The sequence below is a fragment of the Acetomicrobium hydrogeniformans ATCC BAA-1850 genome, assembly GCF_000160455.2.
Lineage (GTDB): Bacteria > Synergistota > Synergistia > Synergistales > Acetomicrobiaceae > Acetomicrobium > Acetomicrobium thermoterrenum.
In genome coordinates this window covers 17,449-35,399 of record NZ_ACJX03000001.1, presented here as the reverse complement: position 1 = coordinate 35,399, position 17,951 = coordinate 17,449, and the positions used below count along the sequence as shown (strand labels likewise).

At 43.6% G+C, this 17,951-nt stretch carries 18 protein-coding genes; 16 read left to right on the top strand and 2 right to left on the bottom strand.

The window, feature by feature from the left end; all coding sequences use genetic code 11:
* The first annotated feature begins 201 nt into the window (after positions 1-201).
* The 12 genes from HMPREF1705_RS00210 to HMPREF1705_RS00150 all read left to right on the top strand — a co-directional run bounded on the left by HMPREF1705_RS00210 (position 202) and on the right by HMPREF1705_RS00150 (position 13,582).
* A complete protein-coding gene (locus HMPREF1705_RS00210; protein WP_057940614.1) occupies positions 202-1,527 on the top strand; it encodes a nucleotide sugar dehydrogenase in 1,326 nt (441 codons plus the stop codon).
* Between the two features lie 34 nt (positions 1,528-1,561).
* Positions 1,562-3,019 carry a lipopolysaccharide biosynthesis protein gene (locus HMPREF1705_RS00205; protein ID WP_057940613.1) on the top strand — a complete coding sequence of 486 codons (1,458 nt, stop codon included), beginning with the start codon at positions 1,562-1,564 and terminating at the stop codon, positions 3,017-3,019.
* Positions 3,020-3,530: 511 nt separating this feature from the next.
* Positions 3,531-4,436: a DUF7033 domain-containing protein gene (locus HMPREF1705_RS00195; RefSeq protein ID WP_057940612.1), complete on the top strand. Its 906-nt coding sequence runs from the start codon at positions 3,531-3,533 to the stop codon at positions 4,434-4,436.
* A gap of 213 nt (positions 4,437-4,649) precedes the next feature.
* Positions 4,650-4,805, top strand: a complete 156-nt coding sequence (locus HMPREF1705_RS10860) for a polysaccharide deacetylase family protein (protein ID WP_165588950.1) — start codon at positions 4,650-4,652, stop codon at positions 4,803-4,805.
* A 49-nt stretch (positions 4,806-4,854) separates the two neighbouring features.
* On the top strand, positions 4,855-5,946 hold the full coding sequence (gene wecB, locus HMPREF1705_RS00185) for a non-hydrolyzing UDP-N-acetylglucosamine 2-epimerase (protein ID WP_057940610.1): 1,092 nt from the start codon (positions 4,855-4,857) through the stop codon (positions 5,944-5,946).
* Between the two features lie 29 nt (positions 5,947-5,975).
* Positions 5,976-7,340 carry a hypothetical protein gene (locus HMPREF1705_RS00180; RefSeq protein WP_057940609.1) on the top strand — a complete coding sequence of 455 codons (1,365 nt, stop codon included), beginning with the start codon at positions 5,976-5,978 and terminating at the stop codon, positions 7,338-7,340.
* A 17-nt stretch (positions 7,341-7,357) separates the two neighbouring features.
* On the top strand, positions 7,358-8,473 hold the full coding sequence (locus tag HMPREF1705_RS00175) for a glycosyltransferase family protein (RefSeq protein WP_057940608.1): 1,116 nt from the start codon (positions 7,358-7,360) through the stop codon (positions 8,471-8,473).
* 76 nt (positions 8,474-8,549) lie between these two features.
* Positions 8,550-9,428 carry a glycosyltransferase family 2 protein gene (locus HMPREF1705_RS00170; RefSeq protein ID WP_057940607.1) on the top strand — a complete coding sequence of 293 codons (879 nt, stop codon included), beginning with the start codon at positions 8,550-8,552 and terminating at the stop codon, positions 9,426-9,428.
* 88 nt (positions 9,429-9,516) lie between these two features.
* Entirely contained in the window at positions 9,517-10,728 is a 1,212-nt protein-coding gene (locus HMPREF1705_RS00165; protein ID WP_083489934.1) for a glycosyltransferase family 4 protein, read from the top strand.
* 156 nt (positions 10,729-10,884) lie between these two features.
* The gene (locus HMPREF1705_RS00160) at positions 10,885-11,916 is read left to right on the top strand and encodes an NAD-dependent epimerase (protein ID WP_242603485.1); all 1,032 of its coding nucleotides are present in this window, start codon (positions 10,885-10,887) and stop codon (positions 11,914-11,916) included.
* Between the two features lie 20 nt (positions 11,917-11,936).
* On the top strand, positions 11,937-13,259 hold the full coding sequence (locus HMPREF1705_RS00155) for a UDP-glucose dehydrogenase family protein (RefSeq protein ID WP_057940606.1): 1,323 nt from the start codon (positions 11,937-11,939) through the stop codon (positions 13,257-13,259).
* 86 nt (positions 13,260-13,345) lie between these two features.
* Positions 13,346-13,582, top strand: coding sequence for an RpnC/YadD family protein (locus HMPREF1705_RS00150; protein ID WP_009200766.1), 237 nt, complete (start codon positions 13,346-13,348; stop codon positions 13,580-13,582).
* 170 nt (positions 13,583-13,752) lie between these two features.
* Here the strand turns inward: HMPREF1705_RS00150 and HMPREF1705_RS00145 are convergent, their stop codons facing one another.
* Both HMPREF1705_RS00145 and HMPREF1705_RS00140 read right to left on the bottom strand, forming a co-directional pair.
* Positions 13,753-13,974, bottom strand: coding sequence for a DUF2281 domain-containing protein (locus HMPREF1705_RS00145; protein WP_009200767.1), 222 nt, complete (start codon positions 13,972-13,974; stop codon positions 13,753-13,755).
* A gap of 326 nt (positions 13,975-14,300) precedes the next feature.
* Positions 14,301-14,549, bottom strand: a complete 249-nt coding sequence (locus HMPREF1705_RS00140) for a type II toxin-antitoxin system HicB family antitoxin (RefSeq protein ID WP_009200769.1) — start codon at positions 14,547-14,549, stop codon at positions 14,301-14,303.
* Between the two features lie 217 nt (positions 14,550-14,766).
* On the opposite strand from HMPREF1705_RS00140, the gene HMPREF1705_RS00135 reads away from it, so the two are divergent.
* The 4 genes from HMPREF1705_RS00135 to HMPREF1705_RS00120 all read left to right on the top strand — a co-directional run bounded on the left by HMPREF1705_RS00135 (position 14,767) and on the right by HMPREF1705_RS00120 (position 17,867).
* Positions 14,767-15,015, top strand: coding sequence for a type II toxin-antitoxin system Phd/YefM family antitoxin (locus HMPREF1705_RS00135; protein ID WP_009200770.1), 249 nt, complete (start codon positions 14,767-14,769; stop codon positions 15,013-15,015).
* A 41-nt stretch (positions 15,016-15,056) separates the two neighbouring features.
* The gene (locus tag HMPREF1705_RS00130; RefSeq protein WP_242603484.1) at positions 15,057-15,386 is read left to right on the top strand and encodes a type II toxin-antitoxin system VapC family toxin; all 330 of its coding nucleotides are present in this window, start codon (positions 15,057-15,059) and stop codon (positions 15,384-15,386) included.
* Between the two features lie 192 nt (positions 15,387-15,578).
* Positions 15,579-17,462 (top strand): hypothetical protein, encoded by a 1,884-nt coding sequence (locus tag HMPREF1705_RS00125; RefSeq protein ID WP_040347889.1) that lies wholly within the window; start codon positions 15,579-15,581, stop codon positions 17,460-17,462.
* Between the two features lie 75 nt (positions 17,463-17,537).
* Positions 17,538-17,867: a glycosyltransferase gene (locus HMPREF1705_RS00120; protein WP_040347890.1), complete on the top strand. Its 330-nt coding sequence runs from the start codon at positions 17,538-17,540 to the stop codon at positions 17,865-17,867.
* The last annotated feature ends 84 nt before the right edge of the window (positions 17,868-17,951 follow it).

Below are 17,951 nucleotides of genomic sequence, written 5' to 3'. Positions count from 1 at the left end.
AGTTTACCTAAAAGCGGTTTCAGGGAGAAATTAGTTTTACGATAGCCCGTTATGGCTAAACCAGAGGCCGTAACGATGAATATGTAACCGTGCCCGAATTTGTAGCAGTTCTGGGAATTGACTGAAAAGGCAACTGACGTCTAGAATCAAAGCGAAGGCACAATTCTACGGCACGCTGAAGGCACACGAAGGAGGCAACCAATGCGCGTCTGCATGATCGGAACAGGATATGTGGGGCTCGTCACCGGGGCATGCCTTGCCGAACAGGGTAACCACGTCTGGTGCGTCGTCATTGACGAAGACAAGATCTCAAGGCTCAATGCCGGAATCGTCCCCATCTACGAACCCGGCCTGGAGGACATCATCAAAAGAAACGTCTCCCAGGGACGGCTCAAGTTCACCACCGACACAAAAGAAGCCGTCAAAAACAGCTTCTTCGTCTTCATCGCAGTGGGGACCCCGCCCGACGGAAACGGCAACGCCGACCTCAAATACGTCCTACAGGCGGCACAAAACATCGGCGCCTGCATGGAAGGCTACAAGATCATCGCCATCAAGTCCACCGTCCCTGTGGGGACCAGCTACAAGATCAAGACCATCATCACAGAAGAACTTACAAAGCGCGGACGCACCGACATCGACTTCGACGTGGCCTTCTGCCCCGAATTCCTCAAGGAAGGCTCCGCCGTCGACGACTTTTTGAGCCCCGACCGCATCGTCATCGGGACGGAAAACGACAGGACATCGGCGTTTCTCAGGGAGCTTTTCTCCCCCTACGTGCAGAGGGAACCCAGAATCCTCACCGTGAGCATCTCTTCCGCCGAACTGATTAAATACGCCGCTAACGCCATGCAGCCCACCCGTATCAGCTTCATGAACGAGCTCGCCAACTTTTGCGAGACCGTAGGCGCCGACATAGAGGAAGTCCGCCGCGGCATCGGCACCGACAAGCGAATCGGCCCCGCCTTCCTCTACGCCGGCGTCGGCTACGGAGGTTCATGCTTTCCCAAGGACGTGAAGGCTCTCATCCGTTCAGCCAAAGAAAAAGGCAAAGACCTTTCGATACTCCAGGCCGTGGAATCCGTCCAGGCCTTCAGCGCCACCTTGGCCAGGCGCATCGAGGCCGAGGACACCATCGTGGTCAATCTCCGCTACCGAAGCGGAGCCCTGGGGAGCATCAACGTCACCACCCTGACATATCCCAAAAATCTTGAAGGAAGCATCACAATTCTGGGAGAAAAAGGCACTGTCAAGATAGGCGGCATTGCCCTCAATAGAATAGATACCTGGGAGTTCGATCAGCCCCACCCCATGGACAAAGAAGTGGAACAGGCCAATACCAATCCGACTTCAGTCTACGGCTTCGGACACCTTGACTTCTACAGCCATGTCATTGAGGCGCTTAAAGGCAATATCAACGGAGTTGTAGAAGGGCGCGAGGGACGAAAGACCGTGGAGATCATCCAGGCGGCATACCAATCCGCTCTTTCCGGAGGACAGGTGAAGCCCTGTGCGATGCCGAGGTAAGTATATGAATCCCTTGGAGCTTATTGAGTGATACATGACCATTCCTGGAATTGATAAGGCCAGAGAAAAATTTGCGAAATTTGTTCCGAAAAGCAAAACCGTTCGGGCCATATCGGTTCTTGCCGGAGGGACAGCTATGGCTCAATTTATTAATATCCTCTTCGCCCCCCTTTTAACTCGAGTGTATTCTCCCGCTGATTTTGGAGTTCTCTCGGTTTATACCGCGATACTTGCATTGCTTCTAGCCTTCTCTGGATTTGGTTACCATCTTGCCATACCTTTACCAAAGGCAAACAATCGTGCTTTCAATCTATTCGTCTTAAGCATGATACTGCACCTGCTTCTTTGTCTTTTCGTTGCGACGACAATATTCTTCGTACCCGACAAATGGGTGCGTATTCTCAAATGGGAATCTTTGCAACCCTATTTTTGGTTGATTCCATTGGGTTTTGCCGGCGGGGGCTTCTACACCATCCTGAATTACTGGGCAGTGAGAGAAAAAGCTTTTGGGGTCATATCCAGGACACGAATGGCTCAAAGCATTTTCGGAGGCATCACTCAGATTTTCCTCGGATTCATTGGGCTGCGCCCCATAGGGTTGCTGATCGGGCAATTCATAAACCAGACTGCAGGTATCCTTTCCTTGGCGAGCAGTTTCAAGGGCAAGACCTTCCGGTTCCCCCGATCACATCGCTTGAAGCACGTGGCGAAACGGTACCGCCGGTTCCCCTTATACAGTTCTTGGGGCACCTTGCTGAATACCGCCAGTGCACAGGTCACTCCGATTCTTCTGGTGAGCTGGTATTCCGAATCTGTAGCTGGATGGTTTTCCCTGGGAAATCGGCTCATACATCTTCCTCTTTTGATCATCGGTGCGTCCGTTTCCCAGGTTTATTTTCAAAAGGCAAGTGCTTCTAGATTTTCAGGGAATACCGCAAATGTAACAGAGAAGTTCTTTAAGGCTTTGGCCATTGTTGGGATCTTCCCCCTCATTGTCATAGCAATTATCGCTCCAAATCTTTTTTCAACAGTATTTGGAAAGGATTGGGCTATATCCGGACTCTATGTCAGATTTCTAGCTCCATATCTCATTTTTCAGGTATTGGCATCCCCTCTCTCCACTGTTTTTTTCGCTATGGAAAGACAACGCACCCTTCTTGTTTTCCAGTCAATTCTGCTTCTAACCAGGGTCACTTCACTTTACAGCGGTAGGCTTTTTGAAAGCGCCGACCATTCCATACTTTTTTATGGAGTCGCTAGCGCTGCAGCATATTGCGTATATCTTCTTTTGATATTGAATATCTCTGGGAACAAGTTGACAACTCCTATGCGTTTCATAGGGAAAATCTTTGTTCATTCGGTTTTACTTTTGCTGCCTTGTTTATATTTTCAGATTATCGGGAAACAAATTTTCATGTATTCTTCGGCTTTCTTAGGAAGCTGCGCTTTCCTGTTAGTTTGGAGGAGTTATTTGAAGGCACTATTCAATTGAGATATTCAAGACTTTCCTCTTCAACTGCCCTACTCTTTTGCCCGAGTTATCATATTTCTTACTAGAGTATCTGTATAGTGCTCCCCATATTAGATTCCTTGCAACATTTCTCTATTGAGACATGTATGTCTCAGTAAATCTCAAAGCTTTTATGTGGAGAAATGTTTTGATGACCTCAAAAACCAGTTGGATATGAAACGACTCCGCATTCACACCTCCTCGACTATGGATGGCCGACTCTTCGTCCAGTTCATAGCTTCCATCTATATGAGCGCCCTGCGCAAAAAAGATGCGCGACGCTAGGCTTATTGAAAAGAACACTGTCCGGGAACTGCTCTTGGAAATGGAGACGTTGACTCAAGTTCGCTATTCGGGCAAGTACAGGCATATCCTCACGGAAGTTACTAAGCCACAGCGTCAAATTATGGAGAGGCTGGAGGTTGACCCGGAGCATAGTTAAAATTTTTCGGGAATTTAGGTTGCAGAGGAACGACAAGACGTCCTGATAACCATGAATGACACAAAGAATCGCGAATTGCTTGTCTCAGACGTCTTATTTCAAACTCCAACGGACAAATGGATTAAGGACGATTCTTTGCCGAACCAACCGCTGGAGACATTTGATTTATCTCAGGTTCTTGTCGATATTGCATGTGTAAATCATATTATCCCGATTATCTACGGAAGCAGATTGGATAGCGGCGATTATATAGATGTTCAAGATTCTAAAGTTAAATTGGGCCTCGATATTTTTGGGAGCGCCTTTTTCATGCTCACGCGATACGAAGAGGTCGTTAAATCGGTCAAAGACGAGCACGAGCGCTTTCCGGCCCGGGCATCGCTTGCTTACCATGAGGGCTTTTTAATGCGCCCGATAGTAAATGAATACCTGGAGATTCTGTGGTGGTCCATTAAGAAGCTTTGGCCTGGACTTGAGCGTAAAAAAAGAAGCTACAGAGCATGTCTCAGCCATGACGTAGATTGGCCTTTGAGCGTCGCCGGCAACAATCCTCTAAGGGTGTTAAAGACCGCAGCGGGAGATGTCTTAAAAAGAAAAGATGTGCAACTTTCGACGCGCAGGCTTATGTCGTTGGCAAAGGTATGCACGGGAAACGTCGATGCGGATATCAGCAATACCTTTGACTTCATCATGGATGCGAGCGAACGAAATGGCTTAAGGAGAGCTTTTTACTTCATCGCCGACCATACGGCGGGTAGAATCGACGGAATTTACCGCCTTGATGATCCATGGATTAGAAAGCTAATGAAAAAGATCTGCGGGCGGGGACATGAAATAGGGCTGCACACAAGCTATAATAGTTTTCGAAGCACGGATCAGGTGAAGAAGGAGTTTAAAAGGCTTATTTCGGTTGCAGAAGAAGAGGGGATTTGCCAGGACGTTTGGGGCGGAAGGTAGCATTACCTGCGCTGGGAGGCTCCCACGACGTGGCGGGCGTGGGAGGAAGCAGGGCTAGATTACGACAGCACATTGACCTTTGCGGATCACGTCGGATTTCGCTGCGGAGTGTGTTTTGAGTATCCTGTTTACGACATCCTCCAGCGGAAACCTTTAGCCTTGTGCGAAAGGCCCTTGATAGTGATGGAAGGAAGCATGCTGGGAGGCCAATATATGGGATTTTCGCATGAAAAGTCCCTGCCTTTGATCCAAAAGCTGGCAGAAACGTGTAAAATGTTTAATGGCGACTTTACGTTATTATGGCACAACAGCAGCTTGATCTCAAGGAAGGACAGGGAGCTTTACGGTAAGGTGTTGGTGGGGGTTTGAATTTGAGGCGTAGTCGTGAAGGCGACATAAAAAACGGAGTGGTCGTATTATGCTAAAGATAGTGTCTGTGGTCGGTGCCCGTCCACAATTCATCAAAGCTGCCGCTGTATCGCGGGTGCTTAGGTCAACAGAAGGCGTCAAAGAAATTTTGGTGCATACAGGTCAGCATTACGACGCAAATATGTCTGACGTATTCTTTGAGGAGCTTGAAATTCCAAGGCCCGATTACAACCTGGGTATCGGTTCCGGCACGCACGGCGCGCAGACCGGGAAAATGCTAGAAGCCATCGAAAAAGTTTTATTGGAAGAAAAACCTGACTGGGTGTTGGTTTATGGCGACACAAACTCCACGCTGGCAGGTGCGTTGGCAGCCGTCAAGCTTCATATTCCGGTGGCACACGTGGAGGCGGGACTGCGCTCATTCAATCGCCATATGCCTGAGGAGATCAACAGAGTACTTACGGATCATGCCTCGGATTTGCTCTTTGCTCCCACGAAGACTGCCGTTATGAACTTGCGACACGAGGGAATCCCCGAAGAAAGGATTAAATTAGTTGGAGACGTGATGTATGATGCAGCCCTTTTCTACGGTAAAATGGCCGAGGGGCAAAGCCAAATATTAAATAAATTGGGCCTAAAACCTAAGGAATACATCCTTGCTACCGTGCACCGCGCCGAAAACACGGATGATCCTGTAAGGCTTAAGGTCATATTTGACGCATTGTGTGAAATAGCCGGTGAGATAAAGGTGGTTTTGCCTTTACATCCGCGAACCCGTGAGGCGTTGATAAAAAGCGGTATGTACGATAAGGTGGCTTCGGCCATTTGCCTGACTGAGCCGGTTGGCTATCTTGATATGGTGATGCTTGAAAAAAACGCCCGTCTCATCGCCACAGATTCCGGCGGCGTGCAAAAGGAGGCGTTTTTCTACCGCGTGCCCTGCGTTACCTTGCGCGAGGAGACGGAATGGGTGGAATTGGTCGAGCTGGGGTGGAATATATTACTAAATCCTGTTTTCTGTGATATTGTTACCGTAATAGAAAATATTCTAGAACAATTCAATAAAATGGATCTAAATGCATACAAACAGAGTTCAGCGGCCAAGAAGATAATAGCCTACTTAATTGATGATGTTATTTAATATATTTATCTAAGGGGCAGGTTAGTAAAATGGTGATGTTGAGTATAGCACACTTATTATTCATTTTAATAGCTCTTCTTTTATCATATATTATAATGATAAGAAAAAAATCGTTTTTAGCATTCATATTAGTAGGATTTATTGTGTTTGATTCATTGGGAATTAGCATAGCTCCATATTTACCACTAGAAAATATTTCATATTTACCTAATCCTATTTTTTTAATTAATGATGGTAATTTAGAGCTTTATGCAAGGCAATTATTCTCACATTGGATATTTTTTAGTATTGCTATTGTCGCAATTATGATAGAACTTAATTGGAAGACTTCCATTAGATCATATAATTCAGTAAAATTGAAGAAATACACTTTAAACATATGGGGATTTATTTTTTTTGTAATAGGTATATTATTTTACATTAAATACTTTTTTTTAGGTCCCGGTTTAGGTTTCCTAATGGATACACGCTTATTTTATTCTAGTACAATGGAAGCAATAGGAGCAAGATCAATAATACGTGATACTCTTCAAAAAGGACAAGGGGCGTGGTCTGCAAGCTTAGCTGCTCAAATTTTATTTCCTTTAACCGCGTTTTGTTATTTGGCGGGTAAGCAAAAGAAAAGTATAATTACAAGAATAATTTATATGATATTATTTTTCCTTTCGTTAGCCTATGCTTATCAAACAAGACAAAAAGCACCCATATTAGGTGTGATATTAATTTATATATTGCTTTGGAAAAGTTTTAGTATATCATATGGAACATCTATTAAAGATATGCTAGGCAAAATAACAAAACTTGCTTTTATGACAGGCATAATAGGGGGAATCCTTCTTTATGCTGTCAACTTTGGCTTATCATTTAAGGAAGCAACATTGAGTCTAATAGCAAGGATTTTTATAATACCAGGCGCTACCGAAACAAACTTTTTTGCAGTTTTTCCTGAATATTTTGATTATCGAGGCATCTTAAAAATATTTGCCATACCACTACGATACTCTAATAATGATATTAGTATATATCAAGTTGCATATGCAGCTGTTGGAGATCGATTTTCATCGAATGCCTCATTTCTTGCTGTAGCGTGGAGCGGATATGGATATATTGGGATATTTATAATATCTATTATATTTATATCTATAATTATTTTAATTGATTATTGTATAAGAAATGTAGATATATGTATTTTTTATGCTACATTAGCAATTTCTTCATACTCTATTTTAGGATTAATATCAGGTAGCTTCTCCGATTTTATAAATAAAGGTGGCTTAGTAGCTTTTATTATTATAATAGTTATGTCAAGTATGAAAGTAAAGCTTAATATCAACATACCATATTCTAAATATTATAGTATGTTAAATAATGACGATTATCATTTAAATATATAAAAAGGAGACTTCATAGATTGCATAATATGCGCATAGCGTACATGGTTCATCTAAACATGGGACCTGACAGTGGTGTGTTCAAAAAAATAATATCTCAGATAAATGTATGGTTACAATATTCTGACGTTAAGATTTTTATAATAACACGATGCCTCGATGAATCCATAAAGAAATATTATAACTTTGATTCAGCTATATACACATATCAGAATCGATCAATTGCTTATCGTTCAAGAATTACAGCTTTTGAAAGGGCAGTAAATGATATAATTGCTTGGAATCCTGATGTTATCTATACAAGACAAGATCATTACTATCCACCTGTTAAACAATTAGCAATTAATAATGCTTTAGTAATTGAAGTTAACACAAATTTTATGAAGGAAGTACGAATGTATTCAAGATTAAAATGGCTTTACAGTTTAGCATCGAGTCGCATTATCCTTAGTAAAGCTGCTGGTTTAGTGTTTGTATGTTCGGAATTAGCACAGGAGTACCAATATAGAAAATACAATAAACCGTATACCTTAATTGGAAATGGCTTTCCAATAGAAGAGGTAAAAACATTACCTCCAAATAATACTGATACTGTCAGACTGGTTTTCATTGGGCAAGCAGGTTGTTCCTGGCACGGCGTTGATAAAATTATTCGCCTTGCAAATTTATGTCCTGGCTGGGAATTCGAACTTATCGGTATTAGTCAATCTGAAATTGATGGTAGCGCACCAACAAATTTACATTTGCATGGGAAGCTCAATAGATCACAATATGAGCAGATATTACAAATCTCTGACTGTGCAATAGGTACCCTGGCATTACATCGTAATGGGATGAAAGAAGCTTCTCCTTTGAAAGTTAGAGAATATCTTGCATACGGTTTACCTGTTATTATTGCTTATGAAGATACTGATTTCCCCAATGGCGCTTCTTTTTTGCTTAAACTTCCTAACTGTGAGGATAATATTGATAATAATATTCAATTGATACAAAACTTTGTAAACCAATGGAAGGGAAAACGTGTTCCGCGTAATGAAGTGATGCATCTTAGCACCTGGCAAAAAGAGAGTAAACGTTTAGATTTCTTTCGTCAAGTTATAAACAGAAGGAACTGCTCTGAAACTAATAGAGATTGATCTCTTAAGATGGTGATGCCTAAATATCAGTTCTACCAACATTTTAATAAGCCTGTGAAATAGGAGGTTGGGATATGTGAGAGTTTCCGTTGGAATTCCCTTTTTTAACAATGAAAAAACTTTGTTGAATGCAATTAAATCCGTATTTTGCCAGACATTTCAAGATTGGGAACTGATATTGATTGATGATGGATCATCCGATAATTCATTAAATATAGCAAGAAGGATAAAAGATCCGCGGGTTAGACTAATAAGTGATGGAGTTAATAAAGGTTTGATTGTAAGATTAAACCAAATGGTTAATATGGCTAGAGGTGAGTATTTTGCCAGAATGGATGCCGATGATCTTATGCATCCCGATAGATTACATAAACAAGTTGAATTTCTGGATGCTCATCCAGATGTGGATTTTGTCGCTACAGCAATATATATTATTGACGACCAAAATCAAATAACTGGAAAAAGGGGCGATATTATGTCGAATATCTCTGGCAAGGACGTTCTTCGTCGTGCGCCTTATGTTCATCCCACTATAACAGGTCGAACTGTTTGGTTTAGAAATAATCCGTATGACCCATTATTTGTACGAGCCGAAGACCGGGAGTTATGGTGTAGAACTTTCGGCAGAGCGCAAGCTGCGATATTACCAGAGCCACTATTTTTTTATCGAGAATTAGGATCTTTTAATATATCAAAATATATCGCATCAAAAAAAACGGATATGAAGATAATAACTAAATATGGCCCATCGATTGTCGGATATTTAGGGACCTTCTCTCTTTTGTGTAAAGAATGGATGAAATATATAATTTATAAAATTTTTACGTTAATAGGGCTTGAGCAGATTTTGATTCGTAGGCGCAGCAAGGTGATTTCTGATAAAGAAAAAGAAATAGCAGAAAAAGTAATATCTTATATATTGTCTACTTCGATTTCTGGAATAGATCAGGCTTAAAGATTAATTTATATTAAATCATCTTATTAATTTTATGATTTGTATTCTAGTATATGAGATGTTTCGAAATCAAAGGAGTTCTCTGTTAATGGATTGTATTGTAAATAAAAAAGAAAATGTAGAACAAAGTTGTGGTACATACGTCCAAAATAACGGCAAAATCCTTTTCATCGCCACCGTCTACAACCACTTGGCAGCTTTTCACATCCCATTCATGAAGATGCTGCAGGAAAAAGGCTACGAGGTTCATGCCGCGGCTTCTTCTGTGACAGGACGCAGGGATGACGTTGAAAATGCCGGTGTGATATGTTGGGAAATTCCTTTCAAACGTTCTCCCTATAACCCGGCTAATTTTAAGGCTTTCCTTGAGTTGAGGTCTTTATTAAAGAACCATCATTTTGATCTTATCCATGTTCATACGCCGGTGGCTGCCTTTTTGGGGAGGTTTTTAGCCAAATCAACACATCAGGGGCCGGTTTTATACACTGCACACGGTTTTCACTTCTACAAGGAAGCTCCGAGGCGAAACTGGCTTATATATTATACTGCAGAGCGAATTGCCTCACGTTGGACGGACGGGCTAATTGTTATGAACAGTGAGGATTTTGAAAATGCCCAAAAGCTTAGCTTCAAAGCCGGAGAAAATTTGTTTTACGTGCATGGAGTGGGTGTCGATTTATCCGAATATGCTGACCCACTTGTATGCGAAAATAACATTCGCGCTTCCTTAGGAATTGGCCAAGAAGATATCATTGTTACATGTGTGGCTGAATTAATTGAAAGAAAAAATCATGATTTTTTGTTAGATGCCTGGGGTGAGCTGACAAGACGGCATAATTACATTCATTTGTTATTTGTAGGCACTGGAGAAAAAATGGCAACCTTGCAGAAAAAAGTTTTACAAGAACATATCCAGCGAGTTTATTTCTTGGGTTACCGTCGCGATGTTCCGCAAATTCTTAGGGAAACTGATATCGTTACCCTTGTTTCTAAACACGAAGGTTTGCCGAGATGCATCATGGAAGCCATGGCTGCAGGCAAGCCTGTCGTAGCAAGCAATGTTCGCGGTAACCGAGATCTGGTAGAACATGGGCGTACAGGGTTTTTGGTAGAACTTGAAGACATTTCTGGATTAATCCAGGCATTTGAAAAACTTATTTTGGATCGCCAACTGCGAATTTCCATGGGCATTGCGGGGCAAAAAAAGATATGCGATTATTCTTTGGAAAATGTCCTGGTCGAGATGTCCGATATATATGACCTTTATTTATCAAAAAAAGCACTGGGGGTCGCATCTTGAATCTTGAATTTTAATTTAAAAAGTTAACGAAGCTGGCAAAGATGGCTAATTTCCCTTCGCAGCCGTATTTTGTCTTAAACATTACAGCAATACCCATTTTGTAATCTTTGCGCCCCGTAAAGGCCCAATTTAGATTTAACCAAAGGAGACCACCAAATGACCGACACCTTACCTATACAGTCAAAAATCCTGATCACCGGCGTTGCCGGGTTTATCGGCTTTCATCTCGCAAAATTTATGCTTGAGCGAAGGTATTTCGTCGTTGGGTTAGACAACCTAAACAACTACTACGACCCCAAGCTTAAGGAAGACCGCCTGGATATACTGCGCGCCTATGGCAACTTCGTCTTTTACCGCGCGGATTTAAAGAAAAAACCTGTCGTGGACGAAATTTTTGCCGCTTGTAGGCCCGAATACGTGGTGAACTTGGCGGCCCAGGCGGGGGTGCGCTATTCCATCGAAAACCCCTACGCCTACGTGGATTCAAACCTGGTGGGGTTCGTAAACGTCCTTGAAGCCTGCCGAAATTATCCCGTTAAACACCTGCTTTTTGCCTCGTCAAGCTCCGTTTACGGCGGCAATAAGACCGTCCCCTTTTCGACGGAGCACAACACGGACCACCCTGTGAGCTTGTATGCCGCCACGAAAAAGGCAAACGAATTGATGGCCCACACTTACGCCCACCTTTACGGCATCCCCTCGACGGGGGTGCGCCTTTTTACCGTCTACGGCCCCTGGGGAAGGCCTGACATGGCTTACTTTTCCTTCACCCGCGACATCTTGGCAGGGGTGCCTATAAAAGTCTTCAACCACGGCAGGATGAGCCGCGACTTTACCTACATTGACGACGTGGTAAAAGCCCTTTACCGCCTTATTGACCTCACGCCAAAACCAAACCCCGACTGGAACGAAAAGGCAGGCCCGATAAGCGAAAGCTTTGCGCCCTACAAGATCTATAACCTGGGCAACAACAGCCCCGTGAAGCTTTCAAGGTTCATTGCAGTACTTGAAAATTGTCTTGGCAAAAAGGCCCAAAAAGTATACTTGGACATGCAGCCTGGCGACGTTATAATGACTTACGCCGACGTGGCGGACCTTGAAAAAGCCATCGGTTTCAAGCCCGAGACGCAAATAGAGGAGGGCTTGGCAAAGTTCGTGGAGTGGTACAGGAAATATTATAAAGTTTAAAGGGCAAGGAGTGGACGTTCATGAACAAGATAGCCGTCGTTGGGACGGGTTACGTTGGGCTTGTTTCGGGAAGCTGTTTGTCTGATTTCGGATTAAACGTGATATGCGTGGACAAAGACAAAGAAAAGATAGAAAGCCTGAAGCGCGGCGTGATCCCCATCTTTGAGCCAGGCTTACAGCCGATAGTCGAAAGAAACGTCTACTACAAGAGGCTTGAGTTTACCACCGACTTAAGGCAGGCCGTCGAAAGCTGCGACGTGATATTTATCGCCGTGGGAACGCCTCCCGCAGACGACGGAAGCGCAGACCTTACGTATGTCGAGCAGGTCGCCCGCGACATCGCCCGCTACATGAACGGCTACACGGTCATCGTGAACAAAAGCACCGTGCCCATCGGGACGGGCAAAAAGGTCAAAGAATGGATAAACGAGGAGATGGCAAAAAGAGGGGCAAGCTTTGAGTTTGACGTCGTCTCAAACCCCGAATTCCTGCGGGAAGGCTCGGCCGTGCACGACTTCACCCACCCCGACAGGGTGGTGATCGGCACGGACTCAAATCGGGCGCTTGAGGTGATGAAGCAGGTTTACAGGGTATTGTACTTAAACGAGACGCCCTTCGTCGAGACGAACATAGAGACGGCCGAGATGATAAAGTACGCCTCAAACGCCTTTTTGGCGATGAAGGTGACCTTCATAAACGAGGTGGCAAACCTTTGCGAGCACGTGGGGGCAAACGTGCAGGACGTCGCCAGGGCCATGGGCATGGACGGCCGCATCGGGCCCAAGTTCCTGCACCCCGGACCGGGCTACGGCGGAAGCTGCTTTCCCAAAGACACCAGGGCCTTTGCCGAGATGGCGCGCAAATTCGGCGTGACTTTAAGCTTGGTCGAGCAGACCGTCGAGGCAAACGAACGCCAAAAGCTTTTGGCCGCACAAAAGATAGAGCGCGTCTTGGGAGACTTATCGGGAAAGCAATTGGCAGTGCTTGGGCTTGCCTTTAAGCCGAACACCGACGACATGCGCGAGGCACCCTCCATAACCATACTAAACGAGCTCGCAAGTAAGGGTGCCACCTTTAAGGTCTACGACCCGGCAGCCCATAGGGAAGCCAAATGGAGGCTCAAAAACATCGAAGACAGGATCATTTACTGTCAAAACGAATATGAGACCATGGAAGGCAGCGACGCCCTGGTAATCATCACGGAATGGAACCAGTTCAGAAGCCTTGATTTAAACAGGGTAAAGGAACTGCTGCGCCAGCCCTACTTTTTCGACCTGCGCAACATCTACAAGAAAAAGGACATGGAATCCCGCGGCTTCAAGTACTTCGGCATGGGCCAGTAGTACTGGGGTCGGGTCTTTAATCTTGAATTTTGACATACTCAAACCATCATGCAGCGGATAGTAAAAAACTTTGAGGTGAAGAAATCATGCCATCTTTTGCTGAAAAGCTGATACAGCAAGGGGAAGAAAGATGCAAAATAGAAGGCAAAATCAAGGGCAAACAAGATGTGCTTATAAAACTGTTGCGCCGAAAATTCGGCCTGTCGTCTTCTGACGAAAAGATAATCCGCTCCGTCACCGACGAAGTTAAACTCGACGTCGCAGCGGAAGTCATCCTTGACGCCAAATCCAAAGACGAAGTTTTAAAGTTGCTTGGGCAGTAAATAGACGAAACGAACTTGGCATAAATGCAAGCTTAACCGGTGATGACTGGTTTGGTCGATTTTTGTTCGGGTTATGTGTAAGTAGCCGGCCTAGGGGATCTCTCCGAATGGTAATTATTTTCAATTTATAATATTTAGCAGCAACACATTGATAAGCATCGTCAAAGATCCTATCTCCAATCTAAAGCTTTATGCTGAAGGTCAACAGAACTTATTTTTATGTTTGCATCAGATAATCCGCCTTCCCAGTCAAATTTGAAACTATCTGTTTTTTTGATATCCTTACTTTTATATTTATTGAGTAAAAAGTCTACATAATCCAGGACTTCTTTTTTTAAATCATTGGGAAGCTCCTGTATTCTTTCTTCAATATTATTTTCATTCGTGAACACTATATCACTTCCCTTTCGAAATGGGGTCGGGTCTTTAATCTTGAATTTTTGGTGTAAAATGTTCGGTCGGCACTGGGATCGGATCTTTAATCTTTAAATTTAATCTGGCAGGTTGATCTTATTCTGGTATTATTCCACTCATCTTCAGAAATGCCCGCCTGTCTTAAAATTTCTTTAAGCATTAGAATACCGATATCCCCTACATGAGGACTTGGTGCTTTTAACTTCAACGTATCGCGCCTTAAACGAATGACGTCCACCGGAATATGGACCGGTAAAACCTAATGTTTTCAAACGTTTGATCAGTTCACGCTGGTTTTTAGGGTTCATGCTTCAGTCGCTATTGTGTTAAGGTTGATTTCGCCTATTTTAGGAAGAAGATCTCCGTCTCGAAGTTTTAAAATTAGCCATTCCTCAAGGACCTCCCTCAGCACGTCACGGCACACTTCCAAGGTCTTTTCGTTTGCCCACACGCCGGGGCAAGAAGGAATTTCCCCAAAAAACGTGCCATCCTCGAGCATTTTATACCTTGCCTCATGCATGGCTGTTTCCACGAATGCAGTCAATATGGACATTTATGTTCACCTCATTGATAATTATAGAATAAAATTGCATTCCTGGTAATGAATGGGTCTCACGTCATTAATCATGAATTTTCCGGTTGAATACCTTTAAAGGTTAATGGAGGTGTCCGAGAATGCCAAAATTCAACACTAAAGATGTGACCCCAGTTAGGCTAAGTTGACTTAGTCCATGACTTAGTCTATACTTTTAAAAAAGGAGTGAGTCTTAATGTTGCTCAAGGTAAATGTTCATGAAGCCAAAACCAACCTTTCCAAGCTCTTAGCCCAAGTGGAAGAAGGCAAAGAAGTCATCATTGCAAGAGCAGGCAAACCTGTCGCCCGACTGGTGTCGATAGAAAGACAGACAGCACAGCGCATTCCAGGAAGCGCAAAGGGGAAGCTAGTCATCGCTGACGACTTTGATGCGCCACTTCCCGAAGATATCCTTAATGAATTTGAAAAATGCGACTCCTGTTAGATACCCACGCGTTTTTGTGGTGGATCACAGATGACCCAAGGTTGTCCGAAAAGGCTCGCGAAATTATGGGTGATGGCAAAAACCAATTATTCTTGAGCGCTGCCAGCGGTTGGGAAATTGCAATAAAAGCTAAACTTGGCAAGCTAAAGGTTTCTGATAATCTTGAGCATTTTATTCCTGAACAAGTGGCCCTTAACGCCATTGAAAACCTGCCCATTGTTTTAAGCCATGTCTTACATGTCTATACCCTTCCGGACTATCATCGGGACCCTTTTGATCGCTTGCTAATTTCACAAGCTCAATTAGAAGGGCTGTCCATTCTGACGGTTGACTCTCAAATCTCTCAATATCCGGTAAAAGTTCTTTGGTGAGCAAAAAGCGTGGAATTTAGGTTCATTTCAGCAGTTTGTTCAGTACTTTTTCGCATTAGTCGATCAGCATCCTTCCGCTGCTTTTGGTCCGCATAGCCGAAGGGGATGTTTTTCCTCTGATCTTAAAACGCCTGACGCCAAAGTTAATTTTGGATGAACTTAGACTATCTTTAAAATGAGAGGAGTATTGCAATGAGTACATTAAAATCATCATCAATTGATCTGAAAAATATTTCTCCCATGGTTAAAAAAACTGTAAAGGAATGGGTAAAGGAAGTTCTGGCCGCAAATGGGTCCGAATTTCGTCGTGATTCAGTAAAAAGCTTATATAATCGCTTTACCGAAGCCTTAGCAGAGGAGTATAGCGACAAAGGACTTAAGTATGTGAAGGAAAAGTTTGACGTGTTAAAACCACAAATCGACTTTTTGGCCTCTCTCTTTTATTGCATAAACGATGACCTGCGAAACAGACAGAGGGAAATGCAGTTAGAAGTTGACTTGCTTACCGAACGACTAAAAAGACTTTTGATGTCCCTGCAGGTTTCAAGCTTTGCCCAGGCTGTCGATACGACCTTTGCTCGTGAAGCTTATCCGCTTTCGGAAGAAATGGCAGACTTACTTTGGAGTTTAAACGAAAGGACTGTTAGGACATGGGATGAGATGCTTGAATCAGAACTGCCCGCCATGGTAAGGGAATATTTTTTGTTGCAGGGAAACAGGGCGATCCCTTGGGGTTGGGATTTAATGCGTCAAATTCTCGTAAATTCAGGAGAGGAAAGTAAGATCGCGGCGATATGCTCAAAGTTTGAATCTCCCGAAGACGGAGACGATTTTTTGCATGGCAGAGACTTCAATTACGGCCTGCTTGATGTTCGAGACGAGGACTTTGAAACTGCTCTAGAATCCTTGCTAGAGGAAGTGCGCTCCCTAGTAAACAGCGGCGCCGTCGAAGCAGGATGGGTGCTTTGTCCGAAAGATCCGCCCAATCTTTTCATGTCATCCATACCTTTGATCGAGGGGAATTGGATAGACAAAAAGGCCCTTGCTGTGCTTGAGTGGTATCAAACCATCTTGAAGATGGGTTACGAGATGATTCGGTCCGAGGAAGAAAATCCTGTTGCCTGGCCAATCGTATTGGATAAAAAGACGCAAGACGAAGAGGCTGTGCAAGGTGTCATTCTCAAAGTCGAAGATTTTGGAATTTTAAATAAAGATGAGCAGTATGCGATCTTTATTGAAGCAGAAGAGCGCATAAATTCGCTTGGGCTACAGGAGCGCATCATCGATGGCCGAGTATATGTATGCTTAGCAGATTACTTCGACAGCACAGGGCATTTGCTCAGCAATGAAGATTTCGAGATGAAAGATGGAATAATGCTTAACTCATGGAATATGTGGATCAAAGAGCGTCAGTCGAGAGAGTGCGAATCAGGAGATAGGGTATACATCGGAAAATTTCCCGCTTCCGAGATGAGTTGTGCCAACAACCTCCGAGACATACAGCGCATACCTTCGCTTAAAGAAGCCTTTGAGCTTCAAGAAATGCGCGAAAAGTGCATCGTTTTAGCTTCTAAGTTAAAGATTTCTTCATCATCCGTCCCCTTTGACTTAAGAAAAAAAGGTATTGAAGATGGCATTTACATATACCCTTGCTTTGGCGATGATGAGCCGATCAGGGCGTCATTGGCCCAATGGCGCGACGATGCCTTCGACCGGCTTGTGCGTTATTTTGCCCTATATATGGCAATCTTAACGCTGTCTGGCGAGCTTTTCGGAGCGGGCGATATCCTTTTCAAAGACCTGGAAAACAAGGTCCCGCTAACTATTTCAAAGATACTTACCTTATCGTCCTATTACGACGATACATTTGCTGACCTCCTTGATAAACTAAAAACGGTCAAGAAATTGACCTGGTCGGATGCATCGCCCTACGGATGGGCTGCGCTTTTCCCGAAAGGCTTTTCGGTTGACCTGGGTGCTTTGCAGAAAGCATCAGAAGCAAGTTACATGACCTATTATGATATGTACATCAATATGGCCTATGACTCTTTGTGGGCCACAGGTTCAGATCTTTAATAGCCACAGGGTCACGTCTTTAATCTTGAATTTTCCGGCTGAATACCTTTAAAGGTGTAACGGAGGTTTCCGAAAATGCCAAGATTCAAAACTAAAGATGTGACCCCAGTTACATGTGACCCCAGTTACAAAGGTTTGCCGAGATGTATCATGGAAGCCATGGCGATTGGGCTACCAGTGGTGGCCAGTAATGTGCGGGATAATCGTGATTTATTAGTAGAAGATGGGCAAACAGATTTTTTGGTAGAACTTGGCGATGTTGTCGGTTTAGCCCGGGCGTTGGAAAAGCTTATTTTGGACCGTGAGTTAAGAAATACTATGGGGGGAGCAGGGCAAAAGAAAATTCAAGATTATTCTTTAGAAAAATATTGGTTGAAATGGAAAGAATTTATGAGCGTTACTTAAGATGAAAAATGGGAGTATGGAATAGCATCACATACATAAAAAGGAGGTGGCAGGGGAGCATATTTATCTTATAGAAGATATGTT